The sequence below is a fragment of the Xanthomonas sp. CFBP 8151 genome (assembly GCF_011761885.1).
Taxonomy (GTDB): domain Bacteria; phylum Pseudomonadota; class Gammaproteobacteria; order Xanthomonadales; family Xanthomonadaceae; genus Xanthomonas; species Xanthomonas arboricola_B.
In genome coordinates this window covers 63,608-80,231 of sequence record NZ_JAASQZ010000006.1, presented here as the reverse complement: position 1 = coordinate 80,231, position 16,624 = coordinate 63,608, and the positions used below count along the sequence as shown (strand labels likewise).

The following is a 16,624-nucleotide window of genomic DNA, read 5'->3' as shown; positions in this document are numbered from 1 at the left end:
GCCGGCAACGACATCACCCTGACCGCCGCCACCGCTGCCACCAAGGAAGGCGGCATCACCCTGGCCGCCGGCAACGACGTCAACCTGCTCGCCGCCAGTGAGCAGCACGACGCCGTGCAGGACATGACCAAGAAGAAGAAGGGCACGTTCTCCAGCAAGACCACGACCACGCATGATGAGTGGCAGGACACATTTGCAATCGGCACGGCGCTGAGTGGCGAGTCCGTCAATATCTCTGCCGGTAACGATGTGGCAGTGGTCGGCTCAACCGTGCTTGCCAATGGCGACGTGCGTCTGGCAGCAGGCAACAATGTCACCATCGAGTCAGCGCAGGACATCAGCAGCGAAGCGCATAGCTTCAGCCAGAAGCGATCCGGCCTGACCGGCGGCATTGGCGGCGGCGTTGCCAGCATTGGCTACAGCAAGGCGCGCAGCAACAGCGAGAACGCGACCGAGTCGGTTACCCAAGTCGCATCGTCGGTCGGTTCAACGGACGGCAATCTCGTCGTCAGCGCAGGCAACCAGCTGACCATCGCCGCCTCCGACATCGGTGCCGGCAAGGATCTGACGCTGGCCGCCAAGGACATCGCCCTGCTGGCGCGCCAGGACACGGTCGACCACCAGGCCAGCCAATCGAGCAAGTCGAGCGGGTTCTCGGTGGGCGTGACCTACGACCCGGGCGCGTCGTACCGCAGCGCCCGCGATTCGACCACCAAGAACATGGTCGACACCGGCTCGACCATGAGCAAGATCAGTCGCGACGCCGAAGGCGCCGCGGCCGGCAACATGGCCGCGATCACCCCGGTGGTGATCCAGGCCAGCAGCCACCGCTCCAACGCATCGCAAAACGAAAGCACCAGCGATGCGCGCGTCAGCCAATTGGCCTCTGGTGGCAACCTCACGCTGCTGGCCAGCGATGGCTCGATCACCAGCCAGGGCACGCAGATGTCTGCGGAGGGCAATGCGCTGCTGCTCGCCAGCAAGGACATCGTGTTCGATGTCGCGCACAACACCCAGGCCAGCGGCAATGCCAGCACCGGCAAGGGCTGGGGCTTCAACAATGCGGCAGGCTTGCCGTACGGCAATTACAACCAGCAAGGCACCGGCAACGGCCAGACCGACACCATCACCGGCACCCAGTTGTCGGTGGGCGGCAACGCCAGCCTGACCACCACGCAGGGCGACATCGCCCTGACCGCGAGCAATGTCGCGGCGCAAGGCAATGTCAGCATGCGTGCCGCAGGCGACCTGACCATCCAGAGCGGCCAGGACCTCCTGGGCAATACCAATCAGTCCACTAGCAAGGGCATCGGCATGGTGGTCATCTCCGACACCGAGCGTTTTGCCGGCTACAACAAGAAGAACCACTTCGACGACAACGCCCAGGTCACGCAGGTAGCCAGCAACGTCGGAAGCCTGGGCGGCAATGTCAACCTGACGGCAGGTGGCACGTACACGCAGTCGGCCAGCAACGTGGTCGCGGCCAAGGACGTGGACATCACCGCGGCCTCGATCCAGCTGCTGACCGCCAACCAGAGCAGCTCGGCCTCGCAAAAAGACGACGACCTGAAGATCGGCGCGTTCGCACGCATCAAATCCCCGCTGATCGATCTGATCAACAATGTGGACGATGCGCGCAAGTCCGATGGGCGGTTGGGCGCGATGCAAGGTATGGCAGCCACAGCCAATGCGTATCAAGTGGGCAGTGCGGTCAAGAACGGATCGCTTCTCAGTGTGGAAGCAGGTGTAGGCTTCGCCACCAACGAGAGCAGCTTCAACAGCAGCAGCCAGATCTCGCAGGGCTCCACCATCACCGGCGGTGGCAATGTCAGCCTGAAAACCACCGAAGGCGATCTGCGCATCGTGCAGGGCAACATCAAGGCGGGCGACACGCTGAGCCTGGATTCAGCACGCGATCTGGTGCTGGAAGCAGGCAGCTCCAGCGACACCGAACAGAGCAAGGGCAGCAATGCCGGGTTCGAGGTGGGCGTTGGCGCATCGGTCGGCGCGCAGACCGGCGTGTATGCCTACGTGCAAGCCAGTGCCGGTAGCCACAAGTCGAACGTGGACGGCAGCACTTGGCAAAACACGCAGCTGGCCGGCCAGAACATCGTACTCAAGTCAGAGGGTGATACCACCTTGCGCGGCGCGGTGGTCAAAGGCGACCGCATCGATGTGCAAGCTGGTGGCGACCTGACCATCGAGTCGCTGCAAGACAAGCTGGATATCCAATCCAAGGAAAGCAGCGTCGGCGGCCGCGTGCAGATCTCGGCCGGCACCGCGTGGGATGTCAGTGGCTATGCCAGTGCGGCCAAGGCCAATGGCAACTATCTTGGTGTCGTTGAACAATCCGGATTGTTTGCGGGCAATGGCGGTTACAACGTCACCGCCGGCAACGTAAACCTGATCGGAGGCGCGATCGCCAGCACCAACGCCGGTGCAAGCGAACTGACCGCCGACTCGCTGACGTTCACCGATCTGAAAAACCAGATGGACTACAGCGCCGCTTCTGGCAGCATCAGCGGAGGATTCGGCAGTACCGGCAACCAAACCGATGCCAACGGCAACCCGATCGAGCGGACCGCTGGTGAGCAGTCCAGAGACATCGGCAACAACATCGCCAACGGCAACTACGGCAAGGCCAATACCGGCAGCTTCATGCCGGGCGTGCCGATGAGTGAAAGTGGCAGCGACACGAGCTATACCCGCGCCACGTTGACCGAAGGCAACATCAAGATCGGCGGCAAGACGACCACGGCCGCGGCTACCGGCATCAACACCGATGCCAGTGCCGCGCATGAGGCGGTGGCGACGTTACCTGACGTACGCAAGATCCTGGGCGAGCAACAGGCGATGGCGACGGCGACCGGCACGGTGATGACCACGGCCAAGCAGATTGGCGATGACATTGCGGCCGCAGCAGAACATAAGGCCGATTCCATTGAAGCGACGTACATCGGAAGCCTCGACACGCAGGAAAAGCGAGACGCCTTCAACGCGTTGACAGCCGATCAGCGTCGTGACGTATTCATGCAGAGCAACCCGGAGTACAGCGCCGCTTCCGAAGCGAAGCAGCACTGGGGCATCGGCGGCGACTACAGCCGTGCACTGCAAGCGGTGACCACCGTTGTGGTGGGCGGCGTCTCCGGCCAAGGCGCCGGCCAGGTCGCCAGCAACGCATTGGCACCGTACGCGGCGCAGCTTATCGGCAGAACTTTCGACCCAAACCACGGCAGCAACCCCAACGCGGCATTGCAATTGGTGTCGCATGCGGTACTTGGTGCGGTGCTTGCCGAAGTAAACGGCGCGTCCATGGGCAGCGGCGCACTGGCAGGCGCCAGTGGCGAGCTGGCTGCAAAGTACTTGACTCAAACGTTCTACGGCGATGACCCGCGTGCCATCGACCCGGTAACAGGGAAGTTCAATCCGAACCTGCTGCCGGAACAGGACAAGCAGATGCTGGTGGCTCTATCGCAGGCGGTTGGGGCCATCGCTGGCGGCTTAGCTGGTGGCAGCCTACCCGATTCGGCTATTGGTGCAAATATTGCGAAAAATGCCGTTGAGAATAACTGGCTTACCGAATCAGAAAACAATTATCTAAAGCTCGCTAAATCACTGTGCCAACATGGAAGCGAAGACGGTTGCGATGCTGAGAAGAAGCTGACTGCCCTTGATAATATTCGAGATGAAGAAAAGAGGCTTTACTCCGAGAAAGTCACCAGTGAACTGAAAGCAGCAGGAAAGCTTACGCAAGAAAATTACGATAAGGCGATGGAGTCCTATTGGAAAGACCAGGGTTTCTTCATCAGCGAAAGGGACGTCGTTTATTCCGGAAGCGTTTCAAGCAGAATGTTTCCAACGTATGGTGAGATTTTTTATGGGGACATGGGTGACCTAGCAGATAAGCTGAAATATATTCAGCCGGGCGCGTCAGGAAGCTTGCTTCTGACTCGCGAGTTGATGGCAGGTCTTGGCCAAACAGCGGCCGGATGGAGCGATTTGCTCAGTAGCGGAACTGCAATAAATTATTTTACTGGCGAACCTGTCGTTGGACTTGACGCATTTGATGCAAGATTCCTGAGTCTTGCAGACTTAGGGATGGCGGGATTGGGAAGATTGAGAACGATCAGAGATATTTTCCCTAAGGTAACCGCCGTCGATGAAATCGCTGCTGGAGGAAAGAACCCGCTAATTAGCACCTCCATTCCAAGAAATGGCGACCGTTTATTATTAAATCAGGGCAGTACACCTACTTGCGGCCACAACTCGTGCGGCATGGTTCTTAATACTCTTGGGAAAGAGGTGGACATTGATTCTCTCATTAAGAAAATTCCACCCTCTTCGGATGGAATATTCACTCGCGATGCAGCGAATCTTCTGAGTTCAGAAGGTGTTCCATCTAGCACGTTTGGGAATAGGAGTGTGGCTGATTTAAGTAGATACACTTCAAACGGGACGCCTGTTATCGTAAGAATAACTGATGAATCAGGAGGCTCCAGATTTTCACATTTCGTTGTTGTGGACGGCGTTACAACAAGAAACGGAATTCCAGTGGTTGCTATCCGCGATCCGCACAATAAGCAATACTTTAGTCCGATCGGTGTTTTTCAAAAGTTCTTCTCAGGTGATGTAATTGTTCCAAGGAGTGCACTAAAATGAAGCTACAAATTGATTTTGCTATGAATCTGGCGAACGACGAATTATTGAAGCAAAAGAAGATACCCTGTGTTTGCAAGATTTCCAGAGATTTCGAGATTAGTTTTCCTGACTCAGCTCCAGAGTCTTCAGGAACTGTGTCTGATTGGGATCGAGGTGAGTTCGAACTAAGAGCGGTTCCGGGCACGGGAGGCCAATATACCCATAATGCTCGCAGCCTGATAACTATCGAGCGAATTGAAGGAAATATTTACAAGATCATTGATTTAGATATTTTTAATAGATTGTTCGGCTGGTGCACGGTATTGGAAGGCGGGTTATATGCTCCCCCTGGAAAATTTTGGGACGAAGAGTGAATTGGTATTCATAGGGGCCAATTTGATTTTTTGAGATGTCCAATCGCATTGAGGTGATACAGCGTTCAAAGCATTTTCTTTTCCTTGGTTGCATCCCCAATGGTAACGGGGTGTTGTCGGCGGTGGCTGAATAAAACATAAGACATTTTAAATATAAGGTTACTGTTAATAGGAGGTAATGGTCCTAACCCTACCCCGTGAGGTTGGCGTGATTACTGATGAAATTAAAATGCGGGTTGCTTTTATATTAAGTGTTCTCTCAAAAAGCGAAATGCCAGTGTGTTTTCATAGGTTCGATGGGTTTACGCAGAGTGGAGGCGAAAGATTTCTTCATTAAGTCTCCGTTTCAATCATGTATTGCTGTTTGATCGCAAGGTTGGTTCAACTGGTGCCGAGCGATTGGCTTGATGTAAATGAAATAGAAAATCTGGAGGAATATGCTGAATTGCTTCTCAAGACTAATCCAAACGGTAAGGGTGGGGTGACTACATCAATGACCATGACCATGCCAAAAAAGTCATGGTTTGGATGGACGCGCGAATTGAATGTACGGCTTTAGGTGATGAGATGATTTCTTGATATTTATCAGGTGATGGCGATATCAATGATATAAATGTTGTTAGAAAGTTCTGGGATCGATTACTAGAAATTTTCGACAAAAATAGATGCGGCTCTATCCTCGAGAATTTGAACTGTATCCATTAGTGACCGGTTTCGGTGACTTGGGGTTACCTGCGACGTCGCCCCGCCCTGAGTAGCGATCGGGTTTAGACTCCGGTGCTAATGTCAGCCTCCCGTAAAGTTGATCCGTCGGTAATCAGAGGTCTCTGCCCTGTTTGCATAGCCTGGACAGTTAATGTGGCAGTGTGTCCGACATTCGTGGGATGCCTGAAGAGCTGCTCTCACTCGCTAGGTCTGCATGGAGATGTCGATGACAACGAGATCGCAATGGTTTGGCTTTCTCAGCTGGCTTGTGTTGTGCTACGCAGTCGCCGCGCTGGGCGCAATGGCATCGATCCAGGCCGCCAGCTTTTATGCGGAGTTGCAGCGGCCGTCATGGGCGCCGCCAGGGTGGTTGTTCGGGCCGGTGTGGACGGTGTTGTACGGGATGATGGCGGTGTCGGTGTGGCTGGTGTGGCGCCGTGGAGGATGGGCTGGCGTGCGCGTGGCGCTAACGCTGTTCGTCGTGCAGCTGGCGCTCAATGGGCTTTGGAGTTGGTTGTTCTTTACATGGCATCTGGGGGCGTGGGCGTTCTTGGACATCGTCGCGCTGTGGCTTGTGCTGGCGGCCACTATCGGGCTGTTTACAAAGAGGCAAGCTCTGGCGGCGTGGTTGTTGGTGCCGTATCTTGCGTGGGTGAGCTTTGCAGCGGCGCTCAACTTTTCGGTCTGGCAACTCAATCCTCAGATGCTTGGCTGATCTCTCTGCTGACCTTGCTGACCTTGCTGACCTGCACCGACCGGCGCTGCGATGGCGACGATCTATTGCTTGATGCGAAGTGACCTGGCCGCGATTACCGTGGCGGTTACTTGACGCTCAGTGATACCGGCAGCGACGCGATGCATTAGCGCAAAAGCGATCCGTCTGCTGCAGAGCACCAGCCAAGTCGCATAATGGCACCAGTCCATGTTCGGAATCTGCGCAGCGCAGTCCGCTGAGGCCGCTCCAAAAGTTTCCATAGCAATCAATTGCTTGCGAGCGTGTCGCTTAAATCCCTGAGCCGCAAGGTTTTCTGTTCTGTTTGCCGAGCACGTGCGCCTGCCCATTCACGCAGCGCTTGACAGGCCTCAGCCCGGTGATGTCTTTTGCGTACATGCATAACGCCTGCGCCACCGCTTCGCTCACTTGTCAGCCGCAGCTGCGGCCGGGTGCGGGCGTGGCCGGCATTAGCACCACCATTACCACCGTCACCATTCGCCCGGTGCGGCCCGTCGTCTTCGCGTAACTTCCGAAAACAACGGCCCCGCACCCGGATCAGGATGCGGGGGCTTTCCTCCCTCATCTGACGCGGACGGGGCCTCCCTAACGAGGTCTGTCGATGTCATCGCCTGCTGTTTCCTTCGAACCCGCTGCTGTTCTTGCGTCCTCTGCGCGCACCGTCGTGCACAAATTCGGCGGCACCTCGGTGGCCGATGCCGAGCGCTACCGGCATGTGGCGCAGCTGTTGCTGGCACGCGACGAGTCGGTGCAGGTCACCGTGGTGTCGGCGATGAAGGGGGTGACCGATGCGTTGATCGCGCTGGCCGAACTGGCCGCGCAGAACCGCCCCGAATGGCGCGAGCGCTGGCATGAGACGCGGGCGCGCCATCGCGGTGCGGCGGTGGCCCTGCTGGGCGAGCATTCCGGGCCGACCGTCGAATGGCTGGACGAGCGCTTTGAGCATCTGTCGCAAATCCTTGGCGCGCTGTCGGTGATCGGTGAATTGCCGCGCGAGGTGCTCGACCGCGTGCAAGGCCTGGGCGAGGTGTATTCGGCGCAATTGCTCGGCGACCATTTCCGTGCGCTTGGCGAGGATTGCGCGGTGCTGGATGCGCGCGATGTGCTGGTGGTCAACCGTGGCGAACTGGGTGTCGATGTGGACTGGGACACCAGCGCGCAGCGCCTTGCGACCTGGCGCCAGGCGCATCCGCAGCCGCGCGTGGTGGTCACCGGCTTCGTTGCGCGCGACCGCGCCGACCGCATCACCACGTTGGGGCGCAACGGCAGCGATTATTCCGGCGCGATCTTCGCGGCCTTGTTCGATGCCGATGAGCTGCATATCTGGACCGACGTGGACGGCGTGCTGTCGGCCGACCCGCGCGTGGTGCCCGAAGCGGTGCAGCTGGAAACGCTGAGCTACGACGAAGCCTGCGAGCTGGCCTACTTCGGCGCCAAGGTGGTGCACCCGCAGACGATGTCGCCGGCCATCGAGCGCGGCTTGCCGATCATCATCCGCAACACCTTCCAGCCCGAACATCCGGGTACGCGCATCACCGCCAGCAGCGCGGTGAGCGGGCCGATCAAGGGGCTGACGCTGAGCCCGGATCTGGCCGTGCTCAACCTGGAAGGCACCGGCCTGATCGGCGTGCCCGGCACTGCCGAGCGCGTGTTCGCGGCGCTGCGGACGGCGCAGGTGTCGGTGGTGATGATCTCGCAGGGCTCGTCGGAGCATTCGATCTGTTGCGTGGTCAAGCAGCACGAATCCGAGCGCGCGCGCAATGCCTTGCTGCAGGCGTTTGCGCATGAACTCACGGTCGGTCAGGTGCAGCGTGTGCAGCTGACCACCGGCATCAGCGTGCTCGCCGCAGTGGGCGATGGCATGGCCGGGCAGCCGGGTGTGGCGGCGCGGCTGTTCGAGTCGCTGGGGCGTGCGCAGGTCAATATCCTGGCGATTGCGCAGGGTTCGTCGGAGCGCAACATCTCGGTGGCCATCGACGCGGCGCATGCGACCAAGGCCTTGCGCGCGGCGCACGCCGGCTTCTGGCTGTCGCCGCAGACGTTCTCGGTGGGCGTGATTGGCCCGGGTAACGTGGGCGCGGCGTTGCTGGACCAGTTGCGCATTGCGCAGCCGCAGTTGCTGGGCAAGGCCAACCTGGACCTGCGCCTGCGCGCGGTGGTATCGCGCGGCCGCATGCTGCTGGACGAGCGCGGCCTGGTCGGCAACTGGCGCGATGCTTTCGCCTCTGCAGCCACCGCAACCGATCTGGAGCGTTTCACCACGCACCTGTTGTCCGCGCATCTGCCGCATACGGTGATCATCGATTGCAGCGGCAGCGCGGAAGTGGCCGATCGCTATGCGGACTGGTTGGCTGCCGGCATCCATGTGGTGACGCCGAACAAGCAGGCCGGCTCCGGCCCGTTGCAGCGCTATCAGGCGATCCGTGCGGCGGCCGATGCCAGCGGCGCGCGCTTCCGTTACGAAGCCACCGTGGGCGCCGGTTTGCCGGTGATCACCACGCTGCGCGATCTGGTCGATACCGGCGATGCGGTGACCTCGATCGAGGGCATCTTCTCCGGCACGTTGGCCTGGCTGTTCAACAAGTACGACGGCAGCGTGCCGTTTGCCGAGCTGGTGACGCAGGCGCGTGGCATGGGCTATACCGAGCCGGATCCGCGCGACGATCTGTCCGGCGTGGATGTGGCGCGCAAGCTGGTGATCCTGGCGCGCGAAGCCGGGCGCGAGATCAGCCTGGAAGACGTGCAGGTCGAGAGCCTGGTGCCTGAAGCACTGCGTCAGGCCAGCGTGGACGATTTCATGGCGCGCCTGCATGAGGTGGATGCGACGTTCGCGCAGCGCCTGGCCGATGCACGTGCACGCGGCAATGTGCTGCGCTATGTCGCGCAGCTGCCGCCGGATCGCGCACCCAGCGTCGGCCTGGTCGAATTGCCGGCCGATCACGCGTTTGCCAATCTGCGCCTGACCGACAACGTGGTGCAATTCACCACGCGTCGTTATTGCGAGAATCCGCTGGTGGTGCAGGGGCCTGGCGCTGGCCCGGAAGTCACCGCAGCCGGCGTGTTTGCCGATCTGCTGCGGGTGGCGGCGGGCGAGGGGGCACGCTTGTGAATCAGGCGGTTGCAGACCAGTCCGCGGAGATGCAGCGCGAGGCGATTGCTGCGCGCGAGCTTGGCCAGGCACGGGCCTTCGCACCGGCCTCGGTGGCGAATGTGGCGGTGGGATTCGATCTGCTCGGCTATCCCATCGACGGCGTCGGCGACACCGTCACGGTGCGGCGCATCGATGCGCCCGTGGTGCGCATCGCCGCCATCCGCGGCACCACGGTGGCCCTGCCGCTGGATGCCGAACGCAACACTGCGGGTGCGGCCTTGATGTCGTTGCGCGCGGCGCTGGCGCTGCCGTTCGGTTTCGAGATCGAGATCGACAAAGGCATCGCGCTGAGTTCGGGCATGGGCGGCTCGGCAGCGTCGTGCGTGGCGGCCCTGGTGGCGGCCAATGCGCTGCTGGATGCGCCGCTGCGCAACGAGCAGCTCTACCAGCACGCACTCGATGGCGAGGCCGTGGCCAGTGGTAGCCGCCACGGCGACAATCTTGGTCCGTTGTTTTTAGGTGGCCTGGTGTTGTGCACGCTGGAGCGTCTGGTGCCGATCAACGTGCCGGCGGCGTGGCACAGCCTGCTGGTGCATCCGGATGCGGTGCTGGAAACCCGCCACGCGCGCGAAGCCCTGGCCGGCGACTATCAACTGCGCGAGTTCGTCGCACAGAGCACCAACCTAGCCTTGGTACTGGCCGGCTGCCATGCCGGCGATGCGGGTCTGGTGCGTGCAGGCCTGCGCGATGTGCTGGTCGAACCACGTCGCGCGCCGTTGATCGCCGGCTTTGCCGCTGCCAAGCACGCCGCGCTGGATCACGATGCCTTGGGTGCCAGCATCTCCGGCGCCGGCCCGAGCGTGTTTGCCTGGTTCGCATCGCGCGCGGCCGCCGAAGCTGCGGCCGCCGCTGTGCAAGCCGCATTCGCAGGCGTGGGCCTGGACAGCCAGCACTGGGTGTCCCCGATCGCCAGCCCGGCCGCGCGGTTGCTCGCATGAGCCATCGCGCGCATGTCGGTGTCGATCGATCGCCCGCGCACGGCAGGCAGGCCGTGCAGCGCGCAAGGCGCCCTTCAACCGACCACGACCTCGCTGATCTGCATCACCGGCGCAAGATCGGTGTAGTTGGGAATGTCGCCGAGGATTTCCTCGGCATGCGGCCCGAAACTGGCACCGAAGGCTTCCACCGATTCGCAAAAAATGTGGCACATGCCGATGAAGGGCGGGGTGCTGCCCGGTTCGCCGCCGCTGATGCCCTTGTCCACCGTATAGCGCAGGCAGGCCGCGCCCATCCGCGCGCTCACCAGTGGCATGTGCGTGTCGCGGTAGTAGGCATGGTCGAAGCGGGCGCCGTCGCGGTACGGGTACATCACGCTGACCTTGATCATCTGCCGGCTCCACTGGAAGGTGCGCGCAGCATAGCGCTGCGCTGCCCTTGCCGGGCGCCGCCGCGGCGCAGCGCGGCCATGCCGCAGTGTCCGGCCTTCCCATTCACGGGCAACGCCCCGTCTTCGTCTTGTCTGGAGTCGTCACCATGAACTTCCTCTCCACCCGTGGCAGCGCGCCTGCCGCAAGCCTGAGCCAGGCGATTGCTGCCGGCCTGGCGCCCGATGGCGGCCTGTACGTGCCGCAGACCCTGCCATCGGCACGCACGCTGACGGCCGGCACCACACTGGCCGACACCGCCGCCACGCTGCTGCAGCCGTTCTTCGACGGTGATGCGCTGGCGGCCGAGCTGCCGGCCATCTGTGCCGAAGCCTTCGACTTCCCGGCGCCGCTGGTGGCCCTGGGCACCCCCGGCGACTACGCGCTGGAGCTGTTCCATGGCCCGACCGCCGCGTTCAAGGATTTTGGCGCGCGCTTTCTTGCGGCCTGCCTGACCCGTCTGCGCCGTGCCGAAGAGCGTCCGCTCACCATCCTGGTCGCCACTTCCGGCGACACCGGCGCGGCGGTGGCTGCGGCATTCCATCGCCAGCCGGGTCTGCGCGTGGTGGTGCTGTATCCGGACGGGCGCGTGTCGCCGCGCCAGGCGCATCAGCTGGGCTGCTTCGGCGACAACATCCACGCCCTGCGCGTGGCCGGCTCGTTCGACGCTTGCCAGGCGATGGTCAAGCAGGCCCTGAACGATGCCGACCTGCAGGCGCAGCTGCCGCTGAGTTCGGCCAACAGCATCAGCCTGGGCCGCTTGCTGCCGCAGATGAGCTATTACGCGCATGCCGCCCTGCAGCACCATGCCGCCGCGGGGGCGGCGCTGAATCTGGTGGTGCCCACCGGCAACCTGGGCAACGGGCTGGCGGCGATCCTGGCGCGCGCGCTCGGTGTGCCGCTGGGCCGTATCGCGCTGGCGTCCAATGCCAATCATGTGTTGCCGGATTATTTTGCCGGCGACGATTACGCGCCGCAGCCCAGCATCGCCACGCTGGCCAATGCGATGGACGTGGGTGCTCCGAGCAACTTCGAACGGCTGCGCTGGCTCTACCGGGGCGACGATGCCGCGCTGCGCGAGGCCTTCCGTGCGCTCTCGGTGGACGATGCGGCGATCCGCCATACCGTGCAGCAACGCTTTGCGCGCTACGGCGAGGTGCATTGCCCGCATACCGCCACCGCCGTGCATGTGCTGGAGCAACTGCGCGCAGAAGGGGCCGAGGGCGGCACCGGCGACTGGGCGGTGGCGGCCACCGCACATCCGGCCAAGTTCGAGGGCGTGGTCGAGCCGCTGATCGGACGGGAGGTGGAGGTGCCGCCGGCACTGGCCGCGCTGCTGCAGCGTTCTGCACATGCCGAAACGCTGGCGCCGGACTACGCGGCGCTCCGGCGGCGCCTGCTTGCGGATGCGGCCTGACCGAACGCGTTCAGCCTGCCGGGGTTGGAAAGTGCCGCACATGCGGCTATTTGTAGGGGGTGCGGTTCCGCCATGGCGCCGCGTCCGATGTGGGTCGTTGCATGTCTTATCGAGTGATCGCCGTTGTCGCCGCGTTGTGCGGGGGGGCAGCGGCCGGGGCGGCCAGTGCGGCCGATGCCATCTCCGCCGCGCCGTTGCCCGGGCTGGGCGCACCGCGTATCGGTCTGGTCGATGCATTGGCGCGGCAGGCGCCGTCGCTGGATCGCCGAGTGCTGGCCCTGGCGGCCGAGGCGCTGCAATGCGCGCGGCAGCGCCAGCAGGTGGACGTCGAGCGCGTGCTCAGCGTCATCGACTACAGCCGGCCGTCGACCGAGCGCCGGCTGTGGGTGTTCGATCTGCAGCGGCAGCGGCTGCTGTTCCAGGAGTGGGTGGCGCATGGGCGCAACACCGGCAACAACCTGGCGGCGAAGTTTTCCAACGACGACGGCAGTTTCCAGTCCAGCCTGGGTGCGTTCACCGCGCAGGAGTCGTACACCGGGCACAACGGCTATTCGTTACGGCTGAAGGGCCTGGAGCCCGGCTTCAACGACCATGCGCGCGACCGCGCGATCGTGATTCATGGCGCGCCCTATGTCAGTGAGGCGGTGATCCGCACGCAGGGCCGGCTCGGCCGCAGCCTGGGCTGCCCGGCGGTGCGTCCGGCGGTCGCCAGACAGTTGATCGATACCCTGCGTGAAGGCGCCTTCGTGTTCGCCTACTACCCGGACCGGGCCTGGCTGCGACAATCGCGGTTGCTGGGCGGCGGCTGCGGTGCGTCGGTGGCGAGCGCCAATGTGGGCGGTCGCTGAGTCGTTATAGAGGGCGCGGGCTGCGACAATCGCGCGATCGGCCTGACGTGCTGGCATCGCGTTCGGATCTGCGGGTCAGTTACGCGGCGATGCTTGCCTGCTGTGCGAGGCACAACGCGTCGCCGGTGATCTGGTGCGGACGGGCGCCCAAGGAAGGAATCCCGCGTTTGGTGGTGCCAACGTCCACCGCGTTTGCGCCGGTCGGTACACGCGCTTGCTGGTCGCATCGGTTCTGCGAGCTGGCACGTTTCAGACAGTATCGCCGGCCAGGCCACGCAGCGCCGCGTAGTCCAGGATCTGCACCAGATGCAGCTGCGGCAGCGCGATCAGCTGCTGTTGCTTGAGTTTGGTGAAGGTGCGACTCACCGTTTCCACGGTCAGTCCGAGGTGGTCGGCAATATCGCTGCGGCTCATCGGCAGCGCCACGGTGTCGCCGCTGGCGCCGGGCTGGGTGGAGCGGGCGGCCAGGCGCAGCAGGAAATGCGCCAGCCGTTCGCTGGGCTGCAGGCGTGCCAGCAGCAGGCCGGTGTCCTGCGCGGCGGCGAGTTCCATGCTGGCGCGCTGCAGCAGCTTGCGTTCCAGCTGCGGATAGCGCTCACGTAACCGGCGCATCTGTGCCATCGGCGTGCGGCAGACCCGGCTGTCGATGATGGCTTCGATATCGTGGCGGTGCTGCGGCGTTTCGGTCAGCCCCACGTAATCGCCGGGCAGCACGAAGCCGGTGACCTGGCGGCGGCCGTCGGCCAGCGTGCGCACCATGCGCAGCGCGCCGGAGGTCAGCGTATAGACGTGATGACGGGTATCGCCGGCGCGCACCAGGGTGCTGCCGGGCGCATACGACTGGGTCGTGGTGGCCTGGTCGAGCGCCTCCATTTCCTGCGCCGACAGCGCTGCGCAAATGGCCCGGCCGCGGACCGCGCACAGTGCGCAGTCGGAACCGCGCGCATCGCCGCGCGCGGCCGCGCTGGGCGCCGGGCAGGTGGTGCTGAGTTCTGAAAGCTGCCGGTACATGGGTCACGCACTGCTGGAACGCGTACGAATGATACGCCATGCGGTCGGCGAGGCCGCCCAGCCGGTAGAATTGTGCGTTCGCCACATTGCCCTGCAGGAGTTCCGCTCGTGATCAAGCCCCGTACGCCGCCCGGCATCATGGAATTGCTGCCGCGCGAGCAGATCGCGTTCCAGCGCATGCTGGACGTCATCCGCCGCAACTACGAGCGGTTCGGGTTCCTGCCGGTCGAGACCCCGGTGTTCGAGCTGTCGGACGTGTTGCTGACCAAGTCCGGCGGCGAGACCGAGCGCCAGGTGTACTTCGTGCAGTCCACCGGCGCGCTGGCCAATGCCGCCGCCGCGGCAGACGAAGGCGGCGAGGGCGGTCTGCCGGAGCTGGCGCTGCGCTTCGACCTCACCGTGCCGCTGGCCCGGTACGTGGCCGAGCACGAGCACGACTTGAGCTTCCCGTTCCGCCGCTACCAGATGCAGCGCGTGTATCGCGGCGAGCGTGCCCAGCGCGGACGTTTCCGCGAGTTCTACCAGTGCGACATCGACGTGATCGGCAAGGATGCGCTGAGCATCCGCTACGACGCCGAAGTGCTGGCGGTGATCCACGCGGTGTTCGCCGAGCTGGGCATCGGCGCGTTCAAGGTGCAGTTGAACAACCGCAAGCTGCTGCGCGGCTTCTTCGAAAGCCTGGGCGTGGCCGAGGGCGAGCTGCAGCTGGCGGTGTTGCGCGAGGTCGACAAGATCGACAAGCGCGGCGCCGACTACGTGCGCGACACGCTGGTGGGCGAAGGTTTCGGCATCGCCGCCGAGCAGGTCGACAAGATCCTGGCCTTCGTGGCGGTGCGCTCGAACGGGCATGCCGATGCGCTGGCGCAGCTGCAGGCGCTGGACGCCTCGGCCGCTGCGAGCGCGACGCTGGGCGAGGGCATCGCCGAGTTGCGCGAAGTGCTGGAACTGGTCAAGGCGCTGGGCGTGCCCGAGAGCGCCTACTGCCTGAACTTCTCGATCGCGCGCGGGCTGGACTACTACACCGGCACGGTCTACGAGACCACGCTGACCGACCACCCGCAGATCGGCTCGATCTGCTCGGGCGGCCGTTACGACAGCCTGGCCAGCCACTACACCAAGTCCAAGTTGCCCGGTGTGGGCATCTCGATCGGCCTGACTCGGCTGTTCTGGCAGCTGCGCGAGGCCGGCCTGATCCAGGGCATCGCCGAGAGCAGCGTGCATGCGATGGTGGCGCTGATGGACGAGTCGCGCCTGGACGACGCGCTGGATATCGCGCGCCGGCTGCGCATCGGCGGCATCAATACCGAAGTGCAGATGGAGCCGAAGAAGATCGGCAAGCAGTTCCAGTACGCCGCACGCGCGGGCATCCGCTTCGTGGTGCTGGCCGGCGACGACGAGCTGGCGCGCGGGGTGGTGGCGGTCAAGGACCTGGTGCGCGAGCAGCAGTTCGATGTGGCCCGCGACGAGCTGGCCAGCACCTTGCTGGTGGAGCTGGAGCAGGCCAGGGCGATGCTGGTGGCCGGGGGCGTTCATCTTAAGTGACGCGAGAAATCGTCGAAGTTCAGCTTGAAGGACCGCTCTTCTTTGCGAGAGAGGACGAGGAGCGTTTCTTCAGTTGGCTTTATGATTTGCCCGCTTTTCGTGATGTTGCCGGCAGGGGGCGTGTCTTACACCTTCGCCTGGCGGCCCCCGTAGATACTGATACGGTTGAGCAGTTGCTGGTCATTTGCCATCGCTGGAAGATCGACAACGCCCCGCTTGCACCGCTGAAACTCGGTGCCGTTGCCGATCACATCTTGTGGCGCGTTGATTAAAGAAGTCATTGACCCTGCCGCGTAGTTCAGAGGCTGATTCTGTACAGCTTGGTCTCGCCCAGCGCAGGTGCGTCTGGAGCGTGCTTCGCGCGGCACCATTAGACAAACGTTCAGTCCTGCGCTTCCTCAGCGCAGGGCTGGGTCGCTTCGTTTTCTGGACTTTGAGCCTGAAAAAAGCGGTGACAACTCACCTGCTTTGCGCTAATGTACTAACACGCTATTACATTAACGCAATGAAACAACGACCTGCCCCCCGTGAAAATGCCGATGCCGCCGCCTCCCTCAAGATGCTGGCCGATGCGCTGGCATGCCTGAAGGAGCCCGGCGCGGTCGAGGCCTTTCTGCGCGATCTGTGCACGCCCGCCGAGCTGGAGGCCATGTCCGACCGCTGGCGGGTGGTGCCCTTGTTGATCAAGGGCGTGCCGTATCGCGAAATCCACGAGCTGACCCAGGTCAGCGTGACCACCATCGGGCGCGTTGCGCGCACCCTGGAACATGGTGCCGGCGGCTATGCCGAGGCCCTGCGCGAGCAATCCTCGCGCCCTGTCGAATCCCACTGAGAGAACAAG

General features: G+C 62.9%; 12 protein-coding genes. 10 read left to right on the top strand and 2 right to left on the bottom strand.

Features of this window, described 5'->3' with window-relative positions; all coding sequences use genetic code 11:
* Positions 1-12 precede the first annotated feature (12 nt).
* From FHT08_RS19730 to FHT08_RS19710, 5 genes are all read left to right on the top strand, one after another.
* Positions 13-4,659 carry a hemagglutinin repeat-containing protein gene (locus FHT08_RS19730; RefSeq protein ID WP_343204168.1) on the top strand — a complete coding sequence of 1,549 codons (4,647 nt, stop codon included), beginning with the start codon at positions 13-15 and terminating at the stop codon, positions 4,657-4,659.
* Positions 4,656-5,012, top strand: coding sequence for a hypothetical protein (locus FHT08_RS19725; RefSeq protein ID WP_104537544.1), 357 nt, complete (start codon positions 4,656-4,658; stop codon positions 5,010-5,012). The genes FHT08_RS19730 and FHT08_RS19725 overlap by 4 nt, the downstream gene beginning before the upstream one ends.
* Positions 5,013-5,931: 919 nt before the next feature.
* Positions 5,932-6,432: a TspO/MBR family protein gene (locus tag FHT08_RS19720; protein WP_166776536.1), complete on the top strand. Its 501-nt coding sequence runs from the start codon at positions 5,932-5,934 to the stop codon at positions 6,430-6,432.
* 619 nt (positions 6,433-7,051) lie between these two features.
* The gene (gene thrA, locus FHT08_RS19715) at positions 7,052-9,559 is read left to right on the top strand and encodes a bifunctional aspartate kinase/homoserine dehydrogenase I (RefSeq protein WP_166776534.1); all 2,508 of its coding nucleotides are present in this window, start codon (positions 7,052-7,054) and stop codon (positions 9,557-9,559) included.
* A gap of 29 nt (positions 9,560-9,588) precedes the next feature.
* Positions 9,589-10,539, top strand: a complete 951-nt coding sequence (locus tag FHT08_RS19710) for a homoserine kinase (RefSeq protein WP_166776544.1) — start codon at positions 9,589-9,591, stop codon at positions 10,537-10,539.
* A gap of 74 nt (positions 10,540-10,613) precedes the next feature.
* Here FHT08_RS19710 and FHT08_RS19705 read toward each other — a convergent pair whose 3' ends face one another.
* Positions 10,614-10,928: an EthD family reductase gene (locus FHT08_RS19705; protein ID WP_166776532.1), complete on the bottom strand. Its 315-nt coding sequence runs from the start codon at positions 10,926-10,928 to the stop codon at positions 10,614-10,616.
* A gap of 146 nt (positions 10,929-11,074) precedes the next feature.
* Here FHT08_RS19705 and thrC point away from each other — a divergent pair, with 146 nt between their 5' ends.
* Complete coding sequence (gene thrC, locus FHT08_RS19700) at positions 11,075-12,382, top strand: threonine synthase (protein ID WP_166776530.1); 1,308 nt, start codon at positions 11,075-11,077, stop codon at positions 12,380-12,382.
* Positions 12,383-12,483: 101 nt separating this feature from the next.
* Entirely contained in the window at positions 12,484-13,230 is a 747-nt protein-coding gene (locus FHT08_RS19695; RefSeq protein WP_166776528.1) for a murein L,D-transpeptidase catalytic domain family protein, read from the top strand.
* Positions 13,231-13,479: 249 nt separating this feature from the next.
* Here FHT08_RS19695 and FHT08_RS19690 read toward each other — a convergent pair whose 3' ends face one another.
* Positions 13,480-14,103, bottom strand: a complete 624-nt coding sequence (locus FHT08_RS19690; RefSeq protein ID WP_208409157.1) for a helix-turn-helix domain-containing protein — start codon at positions 14,101-14,103, stop codon at positions 13,480-13,482.
* Between the two features lie 246 nt (positions 14,104-14,349).
* Here FHT08_RS19690 and hisS point away from each other — a divergent pair, with 246 nt between their 5' ends.
* The 3 genes from hisS to FHT08_RS19675 all read left to right on the top strand — a co-directional run bounded on the left by hisS (position 14,350) and on the right by FHT08_RS19675 (position 16,615).
* Entirely contained in the window at positions 14,350-15,783 is a 1,434-nt protein-coding gene (hisS, locus tag FHT08_RS19685; RefSeq protein WP_166776524.1) for a histidine--tRNA ligase, read from the top strand.
* Positions 15,780-16,055 carry a hypothetical protein gene (locus FHT08_RS19680; RefSeq protein WP_166776522.1) on the top strand — a complete coding sequence of 92 codons (276 nt, stop codon included), beginning with the start codon at positions 15,780-15,782 and terminating at the stop codon, positions 16,053-16,055. The genes hisS and FHT08_RS19680 overlap by 4 nt, the downstream gene beginning before the upstream one ends.
* Positions 16,056-16,288: 233 nt before the next feature.
* Complete coding sequence (locus tag FHT08_RS19675) at positions 16,289-16,615, top strand: YerC/YecD family TrpR-related protein (RefSeq protein WP_166776520.1); 327 nt, start codon at positions 16,289-16,291, stop codon at positions 16,613-16,615.
* The last annotated feature ends 9 nt before the right edge of the window (positions 16,616-16,624 follow it).